At 41.8% G+C, this 17,560-nt stretch carries 13 protein-coding genes; 5 read left to right on the plus strand and 8 right to left on the minus strand.

Annotation, left to right across the window (positions count from 1 at the left end; genetic code table 11):
- Nucleotides 1–44 precede the first annotated feature (44 nt).
- The 3 genes from HCG69_RS05030 to HCG69_RS05040 are packed head-to-tail and all read right to left on the minus strand — an operon-like array spanning nucleotide 45 to nucleotide 2,697.
- Nucleotides 45–1,139, minus strand: a complete 1,095-nt coding sequence (locus HCG69_RS05030) for an endonuclease/exonuclease/phosphatase family protein (RefSeq protein WP_221649130.1) — start codon at nucleotides 1,137–1,139, stop codon at nucleotides 45–47.
- 3 nt (nucleotides 1,140–1,142) lie between these two features.
- Entirely contained in the window at nucleotides 1,143–2,042 is a 900-nt protein-coding gene (locus HCG69_RS05035; protein ID WP_122202060.1) for a rhomboid family intramembrane serine protease, read from the minus strand.
- Nucleotides 2,023–2,697, minus strand: a complete 675-nt coding sequence (locus HCG69_RS05040; protein ID WP_221649225.1) for a rhomboid family intramembrane serine protease — start codon at nucleotides 2,695–2,697, stop codon at nucleotides 2,023–2,025. The genes HCG69_RS05035 and HCG69_RS05040 overlap by 20 nt, the downstream gene beginning before the upstream one ends.
- Nucleotides 2,698–2,923: 226 nt before the next feature.
- Between HCG69_RS05040 and HCG69_RS05045 the strand changes: the two genes are divergently transcribed.
- Together HCG69_RS05045 and argS are read left to right on the plus strand one after the other, a co-directional pair.
- On the plus strand, nucleotides 2,924–3,196 hold the full coding sequence (locus HCG69_RS05045; protein ID WP_221649131.1) for an HU family DNA-binding protein: 273 nt from the start codon (nucleotides 2,924–2,926) through the stop codon (nucleotides 3,194–3,196).
- 86 nt (nucleotides 3,197–3,282) lie between these two features.
- The gene (argS, locus tag HCG69_RS05050; protein WP_221649132.1) at nucleotides 3,283–5,076 is read left to right on the plus strand and encodes an arginine--tRNA ligase; all 1,794 of its coding nucleotides are present in this window, start codon (nucleotides 3,283–3,285) and stop codon (nucleotides 5,074–5,076) included.
- A 203-nt stretch (nucleotides 5,077–5,279) separates the two neighbouring features.
- On the opposite strand, the gene HCG69_RS05055 is transcribed toward argS, so the two are convergent.
- Entirely contained in the window at nucleotides 5,280–7,238 is a 1,959-nt protein-coding gene (locus tag HCG69_RS05055) for an LruC domain-containing protein (RefSeq protein WP_221649133.1), read from the minus strand.
- A gap of 139 nt (nucleotides 7,239–7,377) precedes the next feature.
- Nucleotides 7,378–9,723, minus strand: a complete 2,346-nt coding sequence (gene topA / locus HCG69_RS05060) for a type I DNA topoisomerase (protein ID WP_221649134.1) — start codon at nucleotides 9,721–9,723, stop codon at nucleotides 7,378–7,380.
- Nucleotides 9,724–10,145: 422 nt separating this feature from the next.
- Between topA and HCG69_RS05065 the strand changes: the two genes are divergently transcribed.
- Complete coding sequence (locus tag HCG69_RS05065; protein ID WP_221649135.1) at nucleotides 10,146–10,631, plus strand: HU family DNA-binding protein; 486 nt, start codon at nucleotides 10,146–10,148, stop codon at nucleotides 10,629–10,631.
- Nucleotides 10,632–10,872: 241 nt separating this feature from the next.
- On the opposite strand, the gene HCG69_RS05070 is transcribed toward HCG69_RS05065, so the two are convergent.
- Nucleotides 10,873–12,585, minus strand: a complete 1,713-nt coding sequence (locus tag HCG69_RS05070; protein WP_221649136.1) for a TonB-dependent receptor — start codon at nucleotides 12,583–12,585, stop codon at nucleotides 10,873–10,875.
- Nucleotides 12,586–12,591: 6 nt separating this feature from the next.
- Nucleotides 12,592–15,600: a tetratricopeptide repeat protein gene (locus HCG69_RS05075; protein WP_221649137.1), complete on the minus strand. Its 3,009-nt coding sequence runs from the start codon at nucleotides 15,598–15,600 to the stop codon at nucleotides 12,592–12,594.
- Between the two features lie 255 nt (nucleotides 15,601–15,855).
- Between HCG69_RS05075 and HCG69_RS05080 the strand changes: the two genes are divergently transcribed.
- Nucleotides 15,856–16,224: a co-chaperone YbbN gene (locus HCG69_RS05080; RefSeq protein ID WP_196039921.1), complete on the plus strand. Its 369-nt coding sequence runs from the start codon at nucleotides 15,856–15,858 to the stop codon at nucleotides 16,222–16,224.
- On the opposite strand, the gene HCG69_RS05085 is transcribed toward HCG69_RS05080, so the two are convergent.
- A complete protein-coding gene (locus HCG69_RS05085) occupies nucleotides 16,214–16,735 on the minus strand; it encodes an NUDIX domain-containing protein (RefSeq protein ID WP_221649138.1) in 522 nt (173 codons plus the stop codon). The two genes, HCG69_RS05080 and HCG69_RS05085, sit on opposite strands and share 11 nt — an antisense overlap.
- A 176-nt stretch (nucleotides 16,736–16,911) precedes the next feature.
- Here HCG69_RS05085 and ahpC point away from each other — a divergent pair, with 176 nt between their 5' ends.
- Nucleotides 16,912–17,478, plus strand: coding sequence for an alkyl hydroperoxide reductase subunit C (gene ahpC, locus HCG69_RS05090; protein ID WP_025867048.1), 567 nt, complete (start codon nucleotides 16,912–16,914; stop codon nucleotides 17,476–17,478).
- Nucleotides 17,479–17,560 lie beyond the last annotated feature (82 nt).

Below are 17,560 nucleotides of genomic sequence, written 5' to 3' on the forward strand. Positions count from 1 at the left end.
GGTATTGCTATTGGGTATTGTCATTCGTTTCATTGGTTATGGATTTATCGTTTGGTGATGTAACACCAGATGGGATAATGATCAGAATCTTTGATAGAACGGTCTACTGTGCAGTTATAGGCTTTTAGATTCTTACTGATAAGAATATTGTCTATCCTGAAATAGAATTTATTCTGATTATAAGAGATGCCCAATCCTTGTCCGGATTCGGTGAAGGCATCGTCCAGATTTTCTGCGATAACCCGGTGAGTATAAGAGATAGCAGTGTCATTAAAGTCGCCACATACGATGATATACGGATGGCGAGATTTGGCTATTTCGGCTGCAATGACGTCCGCCTGTTTAGAACGGATGGCAGATGCTTCTGCCAGTTTACCAACCAGATGGCGGGTGCCGCTTTTCACTTTATGAGCGTTTGGGTCTTTCAGCATTTCTTCATATACAACTTTGTCTTCCTTGGTCAGTTTGTTCGATTCCAGATGGTTGTTAATGAGGGTGATTGTATCTCCGTTAACTTTCAATTCATAAATTGCAGAACCATTATAACTACTTTCATATTGCAGTTCTCGTGCTGAAAGGATAGGATATTTTGAATAGATGGCTATCCGGTTATTGCTGATTTCTTTACCTATACGTTGAATATGCCGGTAAGGATAAGCTTTCATACCCTTTTCTACTTCTTTTGCATTCAGGTGTATCTTGGCTGTTGAAGAAACATTGTGCTCTTGCAGGCAAACGATATCGGCATTATTGGCGCGGATATATTCGAGTACAGGGTTTTTGCCATTCTCTTTTTCCATGTTTCCAAAAGACATGATATTGTAGGAGAGTATTTTAATACTCCCTTCGGGAATATCTGATGTATGGATATTAATAGGGAAATACGTCCGGATCTGAGGATAGCAGAAGGCAAAGCCGAGAATGGGCAGAAGTGCAAACTTGTAACGCACCATCAGCCAAAAGATGAGAAAACAGAGGTTGATGACCAGAAATATGGGAAAAGTGAGTCCCATACACGACTCAACCGGATGCACCACAGGGTGAATATACGGACTATAAGCTGTTAATAAAAGAATCCCGACAAAGAATACGTTGACAGCTAAAATCAGATAAGTGAAGACTTTTCCGATGTGTTTCATGCTTTATTTTTTGCTTGCATCAAAAAGACTTTTTTTCTCTGCGGTAGTGAGACTCTCGTATCCTGATTTCTTTAATTTATCGAGTATACGGTCTACTTCGTCCGACTGAGCTTTTTTGCGGGCATTGTAGTCGTAGTCTTGTTCACGGCTGTAATTGCCATAGTGAACCTTCATCTTGGGCTTACGCTTCCAGGTCTTTTTATCGAACAAAGAAGAAATGCCATCCAATATTTTATTAATCCAGGCTGTAATATCTGTACCTTTGCTAAGGCTGGCAGCAAACCAAAGTCCGGCCAATGCTCCGCCCAGGTGAGCGATATGTCCGCCTGCATTACTGGAAGTGATAAACAGCAAGTCTGTGAGTACTACGATCAGAGCTAAATATTTTAAGCGGATAGTACCGAAGAGAAAAAGGCGTACCGGGTAGTTAGGTTCCCGATAAGCAGTTGCCACTACGATCGCAAGTACGGAGGCAGAAGCTCCCACTAAAGTTGATATTTCTACCATTGGGTAGAAGTAGGGGAAAATATTGTAGGAAATCATGTATAACAATCCACCGCAGATTCCTCCCAGAATATACAGTCCGCGCAAATGCTTTCCCGAGAAAAAGTAGAGGAACAATTGTCCGAACCAGTAGAGCCAAAGCATATTGAACAGGATATGCATGAAACCTGCATGCATAAACATATACGTAAACAAGGACCAGGGCTGGAAGATAAACCGGGTGAAGGAAGCCGGAAGTGCCAGCAGTTCAAATATACCGTCTGCACTCCTATTAAAAAGTAACAGAAAGATATTAATCAATGTAGTTGCTACAAAAACTCCTACGTTGATGTATATCAGTTGGATAAAGACGTTTCCTCTTCGGAAAGCTTCTTTTAAATCAGCTATAATATGTGCCATGATCGTTATTCTTTTTTCTCCAGTACATAATCAGAATAAATCCGAATATCATTCCTCCCAAATGGGCAAAATGTGCTACGTTATCATTGGGGTTATTGGCGAATCCCGAGTACAGCTCAATTAGAGCATATCCGATGACAAAGTATTTGGCTTTGATGGGGAACGGAAGTGGGAAGATAAACAATTGCTGATTTGGAAATAGCATTCCGAATGCAAGCAGAATTGCATATACGGCTCCCGAAGCTCCTACGGTATTCATCATGTTCAGATACTCACTCATCGGTATGGTCCCGCTAATGGTTTGAACCATAGTATATCCGGATAATACGGTTTTATATTCAACAAATTGTACAATCTCCTGTATAAGTCCTGCCCCGATACCACAAGCAATATAGTAAAAGAGAAAACGTTTGGGACCCCACACTTGTTCGAGGATACGACCGAACATCCACACGGCAAACATGTTAAAAAAGAGATGTGTGAATCCTCCGTGCATGAACATATAGGTGATTAACTGTGCAGGGTTAAAACTGTCGGCCATGAAGAAATGCAAACCCAGATAATCCGCGAGATCTATACCATAACTTTGAGCTACGATGGTTCCTAAATAAAGCAGTACATTGATAATTATCAGGTTTTTAGTAATTGTAGGCATCATATGTTTGAATTTCTTTTTATGCTAAATAATTAAGTAATGGTCGCAAAAGTACGAATAAATTCTGTTTTAAAACAGAAAAAGTGGTCGCTATTAGTTCTTTTTCAGCAAATTGCTGTGTTTTTTGGATGTTTTTATTTGATATATTGTTTTGTTACTCTATATTTGTGAGGAATTTACGTCTATCTTTTGTGTAACATATATATTAATTAATCATTTACGAATTATGAATAAGGCTGAACTTATTAATGCTATCGCAGCAGAGTCGGGCTTGAGCAAAGCAGATTCTAAAAAAGCACTTGAGGCTTTTGTGTCTTCAGTAACGAATGCTCTGAAGGGTGGTGACAAAGTTTCTTTGGTTGGTTTTGGAACTTTTGCAGTGACTGAAAGAGCTGAAAGAACCGGTATTAATCCATCTACGAAACAGGCTATCACTATCCCGGCAAAGAAAGTTGCTAAGTTTAAAGCAGGTGCAGAATTGTCTGAAGCTGTTGAATAAGCTATATAGTTGAAAGATTTACAAAAAAGGAGGCGTGCTAACGCCTCCTTTTTTGTATCTTTGCGCGCAGAAAAAAAATGTAACCTATGAATATAGAGAATAAACTTGTGGATTCCGTAATAAACGGACTGAAAGCCCTTTACGGTCAGGAGATATCTGCCGCGCAGGTGCAGTTGCAGAAAACTAAAAAAGAATTTGAAGGACATCTGACCCTGGTTGTGTTCCCTTTTCTGCGTATGTCGAAGAAAGGACCGGAGCAGACTGCACAGGAAATCGGTGAGTATTTGCAGGCCAATGAGCCGGCAGTAGCTGCTTTTAATGTGATTAAAGGTTTCCTGAACTTGACTATTGCCTCTTCTGCATGGATTGAACTGTTGAATGTGATTCATGCCGATGAACAATACGGAATCACTGCCGCAGATGATAATTCTCCGTTAGTAATGATTGAGTACTCTTCTCCTAACACCAATAAACCGCTTCACTTGGGTCATGTACGTAATAACCTGTTGGGTAATGCACTTGCCAATATTGTGATGGCGAACGGCAACAAGGTGGTAAAAACCAATATTGTGAATGATCGCGGCATTCATATCTGTAAGTCTATGCTGGCATGGAAACTTTATGGCAACGGTGAGACTCCTGAGTCGTCCGGGAAGAAAGGAGACCATCTGGTAGGTGACTATTACGTCTCTTTTGATAAGCATTATAAGGCTGAAGTGGCTGAGCTCATGAAAGGTGGTATGACAAAGGAAGAGGCCGAAGCTGCTTCTCCGTTGATGAATGAAGCCCGTGAAATGCTGGTGAAGTGGGAAGCCGGTGATCCGGAGGTACGCGCCTTGTGGACAATGATGAATAACTGGGTATATGCCGGGTTTGATGAAACTTATCGTAAGATGGGAGTTAGCTTTGACAAGATATACTATGAGTCTAATACATATCTCGAGGGAAAAGAAAAAGTCATGGAAGGACTGGAGAAAGGCTTTTTCTACAAGAAGGAAGACGGTTCGGTGTGGGCCGACCTGACGGGTGAAGGACTTGACCATAAACTCTTGCTTCGTGCGGATGGTACTTCTGTTTATATGACTCAGGATATCGGTACAGCCAAGCTTCGTTTTGCCGACTATCCTATTGATAAGATGATTTATGTGGTAGGTAACGAACAGAATTATCATTTCCAGGTACTTTCTATTCTACTTGATAAGTTGGGATTTGAATGGGGTAAGAGCCTTGTGCATTTCTCTTATGGTATGGTTGAACTACCTGAGGGTAAAATGAAATCCCGTGAAGGAACCGTTGTCGATGCGGATGATCTGATGGAGGAGATGATTGCTACAGCAAAAGAGACCTCGCAGGAACTTGGGAAACTGGACGGACTGACAAAAGAAGAAGCAGATGATATCGCCCGTATTGTAGGTTTAGGTGCATTGAAGTACTTTATTCTTAAAGTAGATGCACGTAAAAATATGACTTTCAACCCGAAAGAGTCTATTGACTTTAATGGGAATACAGGTCCGTTCATTCAGTATACATATGCACGTATTCAGTCGGTACTCCGCAAGGCTGCCGAGAGTGGTATTGTTATACCTGCGCAACTTCCTTCAGGCATCGAATTAAGTGAAAAAGAAGAAGGACTTATTCAGATGGTAGCCGACTTTGCTGCTGTTGTAGCACAGGCCGGAACGGATTATAGCCCATCTGTTATTGCCAACTATACATATGATTTGGTGAAAGAATATAACCAGTTCTATCACGACTTTAGTATCTTGCGTGAAGAGAACGAGGCGGTAAAAGTATTCCGTGTCGCTTTATCTGCCAATGTGGCTAAGGTTGTTCGTCTTGGCATGGGATTGCTGGGAATTGAGGTTCCTGCAAGAATGTAAGGATTTCAGTGAACAAAACAGAGCGTGCGGGAGTTCTTTAGTTGAATCATATACTAAAGAACTCCCGCACGCTCTGTTTTGTCTGCTCCACCCGTTATTCCGGAAAAGAGTTGCAGAGATTGCATTCGTTGCTTATTCTGAATTGCTGTTCGGTCTGATTTATTCTATCCGGATAAAGGATATAAAATCTCTGTCCGCTGATCTTACTTTTTCTTATGTAAATACCAGTCTGCATTTTCTGTTCCCTTGCTTTGAACCCAATGTGAAAATTCCGGATAGAGCATGTCTATACGTGTTCCCTCTTCCTCTTTCTTATAGTCAAAGTTTTTAATATTGGGGATATTTATGGCATATGGCATGTTCTCTTTTCCTATGTAATACATCTGTTGTGTCGGATCGGAGATGTCGTTCTTAGTGCCAAAATAGCTTGTATCCATTCGTTTGGTGGGTGCATAATTGGGCAGATGTAATTCTTTGCCTCTTTCTTCGTGTGCATCGATAATAATGAATGGATTATAAGGAGGCAGTAAGAAGGTTGATTCGGACTGCGGACTTGCAAATGTAGTTTTTACAATAAACTTACTATGCTGTTTGGTTGCCTTTTTCATGTCATCAGCAACTATAATTATTGCATTGTCGTTGTCAACTCTTTCCTCAAGTCCTTTACTGTCAAACTGGAACAAAGGGCTCGAAGTAAATTCGTAGTTCTCAGATGTTATCTGTACCGAGCTTACTTTGTCAGGCGTAACGGATAGTTGGTATCCGAATCCATTAAACTTATCATATCCTGCACCATCCCAATAAGGAAGTATCTGATCTTCTGTTGCAATGATTTGATTCTTATCGTTTTTGTATACTTTTGATTCATAGTAAATCACTACGTCGTTCATGTCATAATCTCCTTCTTTGGGCCATAGGTCTTCAAAGGAAAGCATTCCAAAATATGTTGTGTAGTTATCCGCTTCTGAAGGACCGGGATTTTCCGGTTTTTCCAGATCCGGTATATTATTCCCGCCAATAGCTCCCGATACGTCTGTATGAAGATACAATACAACATCCGTATAGTTAGAGATATTTGCTATGGGTCTGTCTTCCATACCAATAATCACCGAACTATAATCTTTATTGAAAATAGCGATAGTATGCTGTGCATTTTCATCCCCACTTCTTGTGTTCAGCTTGTCGGTTGAATAGTAATTATGATTTCCGCCGGAGCTTCCTACATTACCGTCTTTAAATGAACTGGAAGAAACTCCCCAACCGATAGTAACCCCTTCCGGGAATTCATCTTCAAACTTTCCGTCTTTTTCATTCCAATACCGCAATTGTACTGTACTGCCACAGGAGATCCCGGCTGATACCGGATAGGCTATTATTTTTTGAATATCGTTAACAGAAGCAGGTTCTTGTCCTGTAGGATAAGTATAATAAATAATTGTATTACTTACTGCCGGTGCATACTTACCTATCATTACTAAATCCACTTTTGTTTTTTTGATGATAGGTATTCCTCTTTCATTACCCGGATCGAAGTATTCGGGGTGAGCGCCTCGCATACCTTTTGGATAGTCTTTGATTTTTGTAGCTTCGGTGATGTAGTATAGCTCATTCTCGGGGAAATTAAAGCGGCTGGGTGTCAGGTAAGCCGGATAGCCGAATACGTCCCAATCGCCTATTACTTTCATGTCCGCAGGGTAAGTATACGGCATACTTCTGGTTACGGCGGCTCTTGTTTGCGACTTTGCTGTATGGACGTTAGCAAAGATGCCATTTGCTGTAATCTCTGTTTCAATAAAAGGAACACCTACATAAGGAGAGTAGACATATGCTTTCTTCAGGTAAGACGGGAGTACGGTTTGTCCTTTCAGCTTTCCTTGTTCATCTGTGATACCGCGATAAAGGGGGTCAATGTCTTTTTTAGTAATGACTCCATCGTTATCTTCAAAAGGATTTTCACCATAGACTTCTACCAGAACCGGATAGTCTTCCAATCCTAAATCTATATTTATCGGACAATCGAGAGTCGTTTGAAAGTCGAAATAATCACTTTTTACCGGGTTAGGAACAGGCTGTGATAAATCAACATCTTTTACGCAGGAAGATAAACTGATTAGCAGTGATATACTGGCAATCTGTAATGTTTGTGTGAGACTTTTTTTCATATACTAAAATGTTCGTATGTTTGCGTTGCAAATATACGAACAAAAAGAATATAAACAACTGGATATTAGGAAAAAAGTATATATAAGCCAAAAAGGCATTCCAGAATCCCGGAATGCCTTTTTGGCTTATATGTACTTTTTATTTTTTCTTTGTCGCCCGTCCTTTTTTCGGAGTAGTGGCGGCCTTCTCACTCTGTAGTTTTATAATATCAAGACAAGTTTGAAGATTCAAATCCTGTGGGACTACATCTTTCGGGATCTTATAATTACTGCCCTTGTAAGCAATGTAAGGACCATATCTTCCGTTCAGAATTTGTAATTCCGGTTCTTCTGCAAATTCTTTGATATGCTTTTTGGCTTCTGTTGCACGTTTCTCCTGGATCAGTTCGATTGCTTCTTCAAGCGTTATAGCCATCGGATCAAGTGTTTTCGGCAGAGATATATACTTATTGTCATGACGAACATAAGGACCGAAACGACCTGTACCTATACTTACCTCTTTGTCTTCATATTCTCCTACTACCCGTGGAAGTTTGAATAATTCCAGCGCTTCTTTCAGAGTAATCGTTTCCATTGACAACCCTTTCTCCAAACGGGCAAAACGCGGTTTTTCTTCAGAGTCTGTACTTCCAATCTGTATAACCGGTCCGAATCGTCCTATCTTTACGGATACAACTTTACCTGTTCCCGGTTCTTCACCCAGGATACGTTCGCCTACTTTATGTTCACTTTTCGTAGCTAAAGTTGATTCAACAGATGGATGGAATCCCTTGTAGAAGTGTTTCATGATAGCAGTCCACTTCTTTTCTCCGTCTGCCACTTCATCAAACTCTTTCTCGATATTGGCTGTGAAGTTATAATCCAGAATATTGGAGAAGTATTCGGTCAAAAAGTCGTTTACTACAGTTCCGATATCGGTAGGGATCAGTTTCGATTTTTCTGCTCCTACGATTTCAGTATGTATGGCATCAGTTATCTTTTTGTCTTTGAGTGTCAGTGTATTAAATGACCGTTCTTCTCCCGGTTTGTCGCCTTTTTCCACATATTCACGTTGCTGGATGGTGGAGATAGTAGGTGCATACGTTGAAGGACGACCGATTCCGAGCTCTTCCAGTTTGCGCACCAGGCTGGCTTCGGTGTAACGTGACGGACGTTGAGTGAAACGTTCTGTTGCTACAATGTCTTTACGGTTAAGTATCTGTCCTTTCTTCAATGGAGGAAGCAGATGGCTTTCATCTTCCTGCTCGGTATCATCATCATAAGACTCTTTATATACACGCAGGAAACCATCAAAGGTTATTACTTCTCCGATTGCTGTGAAAGTATCATTGTTAGTACTGATGCCAATAGTCGCCGTTGTTTTTTCCAGTTCGGCTTCGGCCATCTGCGAGGCAATCGTACGCTTCCAGATCAGGTCATACAGCCTTTTCTCTTGTGAAGAAGCTTCCACAGTAGCATTTTCCATATAGGTAGGACGGATCGCTTCGTGTGCTTCCTGTGCTCCTTTGGTTTTTGTAGTGAAGTGGCGCGGGTGCACATATCTTTCGCCCATCATGTTGATGATGGCTTGTTTGCTTCCTTCAGTTGCATATTCCGAAAGGTTTACCGAGTCGGTACGCATATAAGTAATAAATCCGGCTTCGTATAGCTTTTGTGCCAGCATCATGGTTTGTGCTACTGTATAGCCTAATTTACGCGCTGCTTCCTGTTGCAGGGTAGAGGTGGTAAATGGTGCCGCCGGACTCTTCTTTATCGGGCGTTTGGTAATGTCTTCAATGGTGAAAGTAGCTTCTTTACAGGTTTCAAGAAATGCCTTCGCTTCTTCTTTGGTTTTGAGACGATGGGCCAATTCGGCTTTCATTTCTACCAGTTTGCCGTCAATGTCCGGCACAAGGAATATGGCTGTAACCCGATAAGAAGCTTCGCTTTTGAATGCTTGTATTTCACGTTCGCGTTCTACGATCAGGCGGACAGCTACCGACTGTACACGTCCGGCAGAAAGAGCAGGTTTAACTTTTTTCCACAATACGGGAGAAAGTTCAAAACCTACGATTCGGTCAAGGATGCGTCGGGCCTGTTGTGCATTTACCAGGTTAATATCGATTTCACGCGGATTCTCGATTGCTTTTAATATGGCAGTCTTGGTGATTTCATGAAAGACAATTCGTTTTGTTTGTTCCGGCTTTAGCTTTAGCACTTCATAAAGATGCCAGGCAATAGCTTCTCCCTCGCGGTCCTCATCGGATGCGAGCCATACGACATCTGCCTTTTGGGCTTCTGCTTGCAGCTTCGCTACCAGCTCTTTTTTATCTGCAGGTATTTCATAATTCGGCTTGAAATCTTTTTGGATATCAATACTAAATTCTTTCTTCTTCAAGTCCCGGATATGTCCGTAACTGGAAAGTACTTTAAAATCTTTCCCAAGAAACTTTTCAATCGTTTTTGCTTTGGCTGGAGACTCGACAATTACAAGGTTTTTCTGCATAGTTTTTACTTTAATAAGGATGCCGGGGGGATGTCTTTCTAAGTTACAACCTCTTTACATCATAAAATTCGGAGGCAAAAGTAGAAAAAAACATTTTCCTTACCTTATAATATAGAGAGAATCTGTTTCTTTTTTGCAAAAAAAGACTTTTTTTAGGACTCGGAAGAGGTGGGGTGTGTGAAGATATGTTTTAACCAAATCTGCTTTTCTTACCAGGATTGTTTGCTTTCCCCGTAAAGAAAGGTTATCTTTGTCGTAATCGCTTGTTGTTTTACATGTACATGTAAAACTGCTCCACATGCACATGTCGTATTGCCTGAGATGTACATGTCGTACTGCTTTAGATGTACATGTAAAACAATAAAGGACTACGGGAAAAGTATCGGATGTTTAAACCCTAATCAATAAACACTTATAAGAAAATGTCAATACCCTATTTAGTAAGAAAGAAAGTGAGCGTCATAGGCGGTAATAAGAAAGTGCGGTGGTATGCTGTACAGAAAAAGCTGCAGGAGCGCGGTGGTAAAACGGAGGAAGATGTGGCCCGTATCGTAGCAGAGCGGGGCGGATTCCGGGAAGGTGAAGTACAAGGCATCCTGACGGATGTCTCTTTGGTACTGGGAGAACTTCTGGCAGAAGGATATTCGGTGAGTCTGAAAGGAATCGGTACATTTCAGGTAGCTCTTACCAGTCCCGGAGCAGAACGTCCGGAAGATGTAACTCCGGCGACAGTGGAAGTGTCGCGTGTTTATTTTATAGCGGATCGTTGGTTAACGAGGCAAATCAGGAAAATGAAGTTTATTCGTATACCGTTGTCGAGCTATTTCCCGAAATCGATGTTGAGCAAAGAGGTGATAAAGGAAGAGAAAGCACAGGGCGATTTGCCGGGAGAGAGATTGGAGGATTAACTGATTGAAGTACCGGATTTTACTCGCGGAACCTGGGATTAAAAGGTGTATTAAAAGTCTGAGAAAGGCTATCAATATGTAACTTTAAGAACGCAGATTAACGCTAATTGCCGCAGATTAAATGTAATCTCTGCGTAAATTAGCGTTAATCTGCGTTTTAACGATAGCGAATTTTACTTTTGGCACCTTCTCTTATATACCTGTTGCGTTGGTCTGAAGTTACAGGAGATGCCATTGGCATTCAGAATCGGAAACTCAGACCACCCAGGAAATTAATGCCTTCAGTGGGATAGAGCAGATAACGCTGGAATTTCTTGTTTAACAGGTTATCCGCCTTTGCATAGACAGAGACTCCTTTAAACAAGTGGTAAGTGGCTCCTATACTAAGATCGCTGACGGCAGGGAAGAATGTTTTGCTAAATCCGTAATATCTTTCAGCCCGCCAGATGTATTGATAACCTACATTTAACCACAGAGCCGGAATGGGATGTACTTCTACTTTAAAATCAAGTTCCGTCTCCGGTTTCATCCATAGAGCGGGATTGTAATTTGGGGAGGATACATTATCTGTATAGGCATCGCTGGCTTGCCAATGGCGGTAGATACCTTTACCTGAGAGTGTAAACAAGTCCTTATAGGCATAACTGGCACTGAGCCCGGCATAAATATTATTCGTTGAAGTTTGTCTCAGGTCAATGAAATCGCCGGCTGTTCCGCCTATCCAGCTATTTTCTATCTGATACAGATCATCTTTGAGATTCTGATATCCGGCAAAGAGGTTAAACCATAAACCTGTTACGGGGCTTGCTTTGAACCCTAAAGTGGCATTGAGCTGCTCATAGGTATCTCTCACCTCGTTAGAAGGGTCGCTGTATGGGTTATAAGTCTCCAATCGGCGCAGGTCATTGAGTTGTCTGCCACCTGTAGCATTGGCGTAGACCACATAACTGTCTGAGAATACATATTGTATGGTTACATCCGGAGAGACACGAAATGATTTGCCATTGCCGAAAGAGAAATCAACATTGGCTCCCAGATGCAGTCGCCAATCATCGTTGTTGAGTTCGTAGTACGGGTTTAAGTCTACGACGGTACGGCTTTTAAAAATGCTCTTTATCTCCTCATTATAAAAGTCTCTTTTATTATTGTAGATGAGGTTGTTCATTTTGAAAGCAATACTTATTTGTTGCTCATCGCTGATGTTTCCGCTGACAATGGCTTTGGTACGTATTTGCATCTCATTCACACCACCGAAGAATTGGTTGTGTTGCCGGTCATAAAGCATCAGGTTGGTTTCTGCATTAAACTGTAACGGCATTGTTTCGTCTGTAGATTTCACTCCGAAATGCAGATCGCCCGAAGTGAACTTCTGTTTTTTGAAAGAAAAACCATAAGGCTCATAGTTGAAATTACTTAATCCGAAGTGTCCTGCTACATTCAGGTCTATCTTGCCAAATTGATGCAGATAATCTATGGCAGCACGCGTACGGTAGTAATGTGCATCCCATTTCCGGGCATCACCGTAGGGCATGTCCAACGTACCGTTCATGCCGTCCATACTGAAGTTTACATTCAGCTTATCCCGACTGGAAAGGTGAAAAAGATAATTACCTAATAAGTCCAGGTTACCATAGTTACCATATCCGGCGCGTACATATCCTGGTTTACTTGTCGGTTGTACCTCTTTTCCGGTATAAGCCTGCATTGTTCCCGCAGGGATATTGGAGGCAGGAGTAGAACTTATAGCATATTCAACCTCTTTCTTGTTTACTACAGGCTCTTCTACTTTGGGCAAAACATTTACTTTAGAGGCATCCAGAATAATAGGATTGTATTCCTGCTCAACCACAACAGTACGGTTCATGGTCGTATCTTTGGATTGGGTTTGCACCTGAGCCAGTGAAGGGAGTGCGACGAGCGCCACTCCCAGGAAGATATAATGATTACGTTTCATACTTCGTTACTTATTAAGTTTTTCAAGTCTGCTTTCAATCATGCCTTCAATGTCATCGTTGGCATGATAGTTCTGTTGTAAGCTCAACAGATATTGCCGTGCATCCAGCTTTTTGTCCATAGCCATGTATACATCCGACAGGAGGACGAAGCTACGTGCCAACCAATAAGCGTGGGGGGTACTCCGTTCGATGTAGTCGAGTAACTCTTTCTCGGCTGCGGCATACTCTCCGGCAGTGTAATATTGTTGAGCCACCAGATACTTCGCTTCTGCTCCGTAAAGGTTACGGGTATCTTTGGCAAGTGTCTGAAGATCGGCCAATGCTTTCTTGTCAGCTTTTTGGTTCATATAAGATTTAGCACGATAATAAAGTGCTTCATTCGCCAATTCGGGAGTCAATTTGGCTTCTGCCAGCAAGGCTGTTGCGGCATGAATAGTTTCTGCATCGTCTTTGATGAGATGTGCACAACGTAACATTCCTGTCTCTGCCAACAGACGGCGGTCCGCTGTGGTTGCTTTCTCTTTCAGCATTTTGTAGGATGCTAATGCATCTGCAAACTGTTGCAGGTTGAACTGAACTTCCGCACGCATTATTAATGCTTCTTCAGAGAATGGATTATCCGGATATTCCAGTAATTTGCCTGAGTGAAGCAGAATCATATCATAGTTCTTTTGCTCTTTTCCGATGAGGCAAAGGTAATAATGAGCATTCAGGCTAAAGGAACCTTCGGGGAAAGTTTGCAGGTATTTGTTGAAACTGCTTTTCGCTTCTTCTATACGTCCGCGTCCATAAATTTTCTCAGCAGCGATGTAAGTTAAAGAATCCTGTTCGCTGGCGTCAAAACGTATATTGCCCGGCATGGAAGCTGCCAGTGCGGCAAACTCATCAATGCGGTTCATATCAACGTAAAGAGACTTTAGATCGAGCATTGCCAAACGAGCTTCGTCACTTCCCGGATATTTGTTGATTACCAGTTTGTAAGCATCGATTGCCTGATCGTAGTTTCCGTCCTGATAATACAGCAGACCGATTTCGGCAGCAGCTTTACGGCTGATAGGACTTTCGGGGTATCTGCTCAACAATTCTTTAAAAGAGGCAATGGCCTGGTTGTTGTTATTCATCAGTACGTATGAACGTCCTTTTTCATAAAGGGCATTTATAACATAAGGTGATGTGGGGTATTTGCCTGCCAGACGGTTCAGCAGAGTGATTTTGCCGGAATAATCTTTTTGCAGTCCTGATACCAGGGCGAGTTGGTAGAATGAATAATCTCCGGAAGAGGTATTCATACTTTCGGCTTGTGCATAATAATGTTTGGCTTCGTCGAAATTACGTTCGTTGAGGAAGCAGTCACCGATACGATTGTAAGCATCGGCTAGTGCTGTTCTGTTTTCACCCTTTTCCAGTTGTATGTATTTGAGGAACCAGTTGCGTGCCTGTGTATAATCTTTCTGGTGGAAAGCGGTATATCCCAAATTATAGTTTGCCAGTGCATACATTTCGTTATTAGTCTGTTCCGTCAGTTGCAGGTATTCTCTGAAATTACGGGCAGCCTCCGCCATGCGGTTCAGGCGGTAGTAAGATTCTCCACGCCAGTAGAGGGCATCGGCCTTGGTCTGGCGGTTGTATTGGCCAATGGCAACAGACTGGTTAAAGTAGCCGATTGCCTGCTCAAAAGAAGCATTGGCAAATGCTTGTGTACCGAGTTGGAACAGTATTTTTTGTTTCGCTTCCATGATGCGGGTACCGGGATGGGCAATACGTTCAATGGATTTCAGTGCCGCTTCGTAGCTGCGGGTGTTCAAATATACCTCAACAAGATAATTGCTTACCATTTCGGTATATTGGGAATTGGGGAATTCGTTCAGGAATTTCTCGAAAACGGTTACCGACTCTCCGAATGCAGAGTAGGACGTTTCGTGAATGCACAAGGCATAGTTATAGGCAGCCTGTTCTTTTATTTTCATATCGGCATTGGAGGCGGCAGCCTGTTCAAAAGCCATACGGGCTTTGTTCTTTTCGGCCAGTTGCAGGTAGGAAAGTCCCATATGCAGATACGCATTTTGTGTCAATGCGTCGTTGGTACCTGTTACTTCTCCCAACGTCTCGGCAGCTTTTGAATATACTCCTGTCTGGAAATAAGAGAGTCCTAACATGTAGAGGGCATCCCGGCGGGGCGAAGCATCTCTTTCAAGATAACTCTCAAATGCGTTGATTGCTTCGTGGTATTTGCGGAAATGATAAGATGCATCTCCCAGGATACGGTACATTTCGGCAGCATGTTCATTCTGCGGATATGCCGATAAGTAGTTTTGTGCTACAATCTCAGCTTTATCATAGTTTTTTCTGATTGCATAAATCTCTGCAATGTAATAGGGCACCAATGCTTTATATTTGGGATTGTCCTGCAGAGGGAGGAAACCTTTCAATGCTTCGTCATAGCGCTTCTGTGTGTAGCGTATATAAGAGATATAGTAAGCGCAGTCATTGTCGTATTTCTTACTGCTGGCTTTCAGGGTTTCAAACCAGATGGCAGCTTCTTTTACATTCCCCGTTTTCAGATAACAGGTAGCCAGCAAATAGGTCATGTCATCCCGCTCTTCATTACCCAGCAAATCCAGTTGGGCGGAGTTGAACAGTGCCAGTGCTTCGTCATATTTTTCTTCATAGAAATAGCCGGCAGCAAGTAAAGCATAAATACGGTTGGCATAAGGAGTATCGGGATATTTTTCCAGATAATTGCGCAACAGGGTGATACTGTTCTTATCTTTCAGTTCATATGCTGAACATACCAGCATATATTCTGCTTCTTCACGCAATGAGGCATTAGGTTCCTGTCTGATAAAAGCTTTTAATGGCGGAGTAGCTGCTGCATAATTTTTTTGCAGAAACAGGTTTCTTCCTTCCTTATATAGATTGACAGGCGAGGTGATTTTTTCGCTTGTTTGTGCCGACGTGATGATAGGCGTACAGCATATCAGGGCACATATAAATCGTGAAATTCTTCTTTTCATAATTTAGTGTTTTGGCAAAAGTACTTGTTTTTGGGGACTTTACAGCAAACAGCTCTTTAGTTTTACAGGTTTTAACGTCCATCGAAGGAAAAATGTTCTGATAATAGGATGAACTTCTGCCTGATATGTAGATTTGATCTTTGTGTGATAGCGGGAAAAATTGCTATATGAATCAGTTAAATTGCTATTTCCTGCCTGGATGGAATACCGTAATTTTGCATCATAGAAAACAATGAAAATTAAACCCTAAAGAATATGAAAGTAATTGATTTGACAAAAGAGAGTTTTAATGAGAGAATATCTGATTTCCGGCAATATCCTGATGGCTGGGAGTTCAAAGGAGATAAGCCTTGTATCGTTGATTTCCATGCTCCTTGGTGTATTTATTGCAAGAGGTTATCGCCGGTTCTTGATGAATTGGCTGTTGAATATGCCGGTAAGATTGACTTCTATAAGATAGATGTTGATAACGAGCCTCTTTTAGAGTCTGCTTTTTCCATCCGTACTATCCCGAATTTATTATTTTGCCCGATGGAAGGGAAACCCTGGATGAAGCTGGGGACAGTTGGAAAACCCCAGCTAAAGAAAATGCTTGATGACCTGTTGGCAGGTGTTACAGAGTAGATAGGAAAATTCCAAGACCTTTGCGGATAGAGCTGAGTCCGAAGTCTTCGGGACGGATCTCTGCAACAGGAATAAAGAAGGCATCAGCAGCATCGTCCATTGCGGCAATGTGACTGGTGTCTTCTACTTTACAGAGGAAAAACATATCCAGTGTATGTACCGGGAATCCTGAATATACATAAATATTGGGAAGAGTAAACCGATAGGTTGCCTCTTTCACTTTTAATCCGGTTTCTTCTAACACTTCACGTGTTACACCTTCTTCTGCTGTTTCGTTCATATCAATGAATCCTCCCGGCAGGTCGAGCGTACCTTTTGCCGGGTCTTTGGCGCGGCGGCATACCAGCAATTCATTCTCCTTATTCAGAATCAGGGCAACTGTTGCCGCTGATGGATTAAAGTAGTATACGAACCCGCAATTGGTGCATTGTTTAGATTTCTCATTGTGTATGTTGAAATGCTCCGAACCGCACTTCGGACAGTATTTGAACTGAGACAGAGGATGTTCCATGTTTCTTCTTCTTTATAGTTTCCTGCAAAAGTACAAAAAAGACAGATAGTATAATGGATTTTGTCTATCAGAGTATAGAATTATTCGATTGGACTTTTTTTGTTTCTCCGGTAGGTATCCCCCTATCTTTGCATCAGAAACAAAAACAAGTTTAATCAATAAATAATAAGTTTAGTATGGAATCAATTCTTAATTCTCAGCTTCCTGAATTCAGTGTTCAGGCTTTTCATAACGGTAGTTTCAAAACAGTGACCAATAATGACGTTAAAGGTAAATGGGCGATTTTCTTCTTTTATCCTGCCGACTTTACTTTTGTATGTCCTACAGAACTCGTAGACGTAGCCGAAAAATACGATCAGCTTCAGTCAATGGGTGTAGAGGTATACTCTGTAAGTTGTGACTCACATTTCGTTCATAAAGCATGGCATGATGCTTCAGACAGTATCCGTAAAATCAAGTATCCGATGTTGGCAGATCCGACAGGTGCTTTGGCCCGTGCTTTCGGCGTATATATTGAATCAGAAGGTATGGCTTATCGTGGTACTTTCCTGGTAAATCCGGAAGGTTTGATTAAAGTAGCCGAATTGCATGACAATAACATCGGTCGTGATGCAAGTGAACTACTTCGCAAGGTAGAGGCTGCTCAGTTTGTAGCTACTCACGACGGAGAGGTTTGTCCGGCAAAATGGAAGAAAGGGGAAGCTACGCTGAAACCAAGTATCGACCTGGTAGGAAAAATCTAAATTGGAATTTGGAAGTTAGGAGTCAGGAGTTAGAATCTGTTCAGGTGTTTTCTGATTCATGTATTCCAGCTCCTGACTCTCA

The organism is Bacteroides sp. K03 (assembly GCF_019734355.1).
Classification (GTDB): domain Bacteria; phylum Bacteroidota; class Bacteroidia; order Bacteroidales; family Bacteroidaceae; genus Bacteroides; species Bacteroides nordii.

Coding starts and splice junctions, on each gene's coding strand:
- HCG69_RS05030 (WP_221649130.1), bottom strand. CDS start 1,139: ATGAAACACATCGGAAAAGTCTTCACTTATCTGATTTTAGCTGTCAAC.
- HCG69_RS05035 (WP_122202060.1), bottom strand. CDS start 2,042: ATGGCACATATTATAGCTGATTTAAAAGAAGCTTTCCGAAGAGGAAAC.
- HCG69_RS05040 (WP_221649225.1), bottom strand. CDS start 2,697: ATGCCTACAATTACTAAAAACCTGATAATTATCAATGTACTGCTTTAT.
- HCG69_RS05045 (WP_221649131.1), top strand. CDS start 2,924: ATGAATAAGGCTGAACTTATTAATGCTATCGCAGCAGAGTCGGGCTTG.
- argS (WP_221649132.1), top strand. CDS start 3,283: ATGAATATAGAGAATAAACTTGTGGATTCCGTAATAAACGGACTGAAA.
- HCG69_RS05055 (WP_221649133.1), bottom strand. CDS start 7,238: ATGAAAAAAAGTCTCACACAAACATTACAGATTGCCAGTATATCACTG.
- topA (WP_221649134.1), bottom strand. CDS start 9,723: ATGCAGAAAAACCTTGTAATTGTCGAGTCTCCAGCCAAAGCAAAAACG.
- HCG69_RS05065 (WP_221649135.1), top strand. CDS start 10,146: ATGTCAATACCCTATTTAGTAAGAAAGAAAGTGAGCGTCATAGGCGGT.
- HCG69_RS05070 (WP_221649136.1), bottom strand. CDS start 12,585: ATGAAACGTAATCATTATATCTTCCTGGGAGTGGCGCTCGTCGCACTC.
- HCG69_RS05075 (WP_221649137.1), bottom strand. CDS start 15,600: ATGAAAAGAAGAATTTCACGATTTATATGTGCCCTGATATGCTGTACG.
- HCG69_RS05080 (WP_196039921.1), top strand. CDS start 15,856: ATGAAAGTAATTGATTTGACAAAAGAGAGTTTTAATGAGAGAATATCT.
- HCG69_RS05085 (WP_221649138.1), bottom strand. CDS start 16,735: ATGGAACATCCTCTGTCTCAGTTCAAATACTGTCCGAAGTGCGGTTCG.
- ahpC (WP_025867048.1), top strand. CDS start 16,912: ATGGAATCAATTCTTAATTCTCAGCTTCCTGAATTCAGTGTTCAGGCT.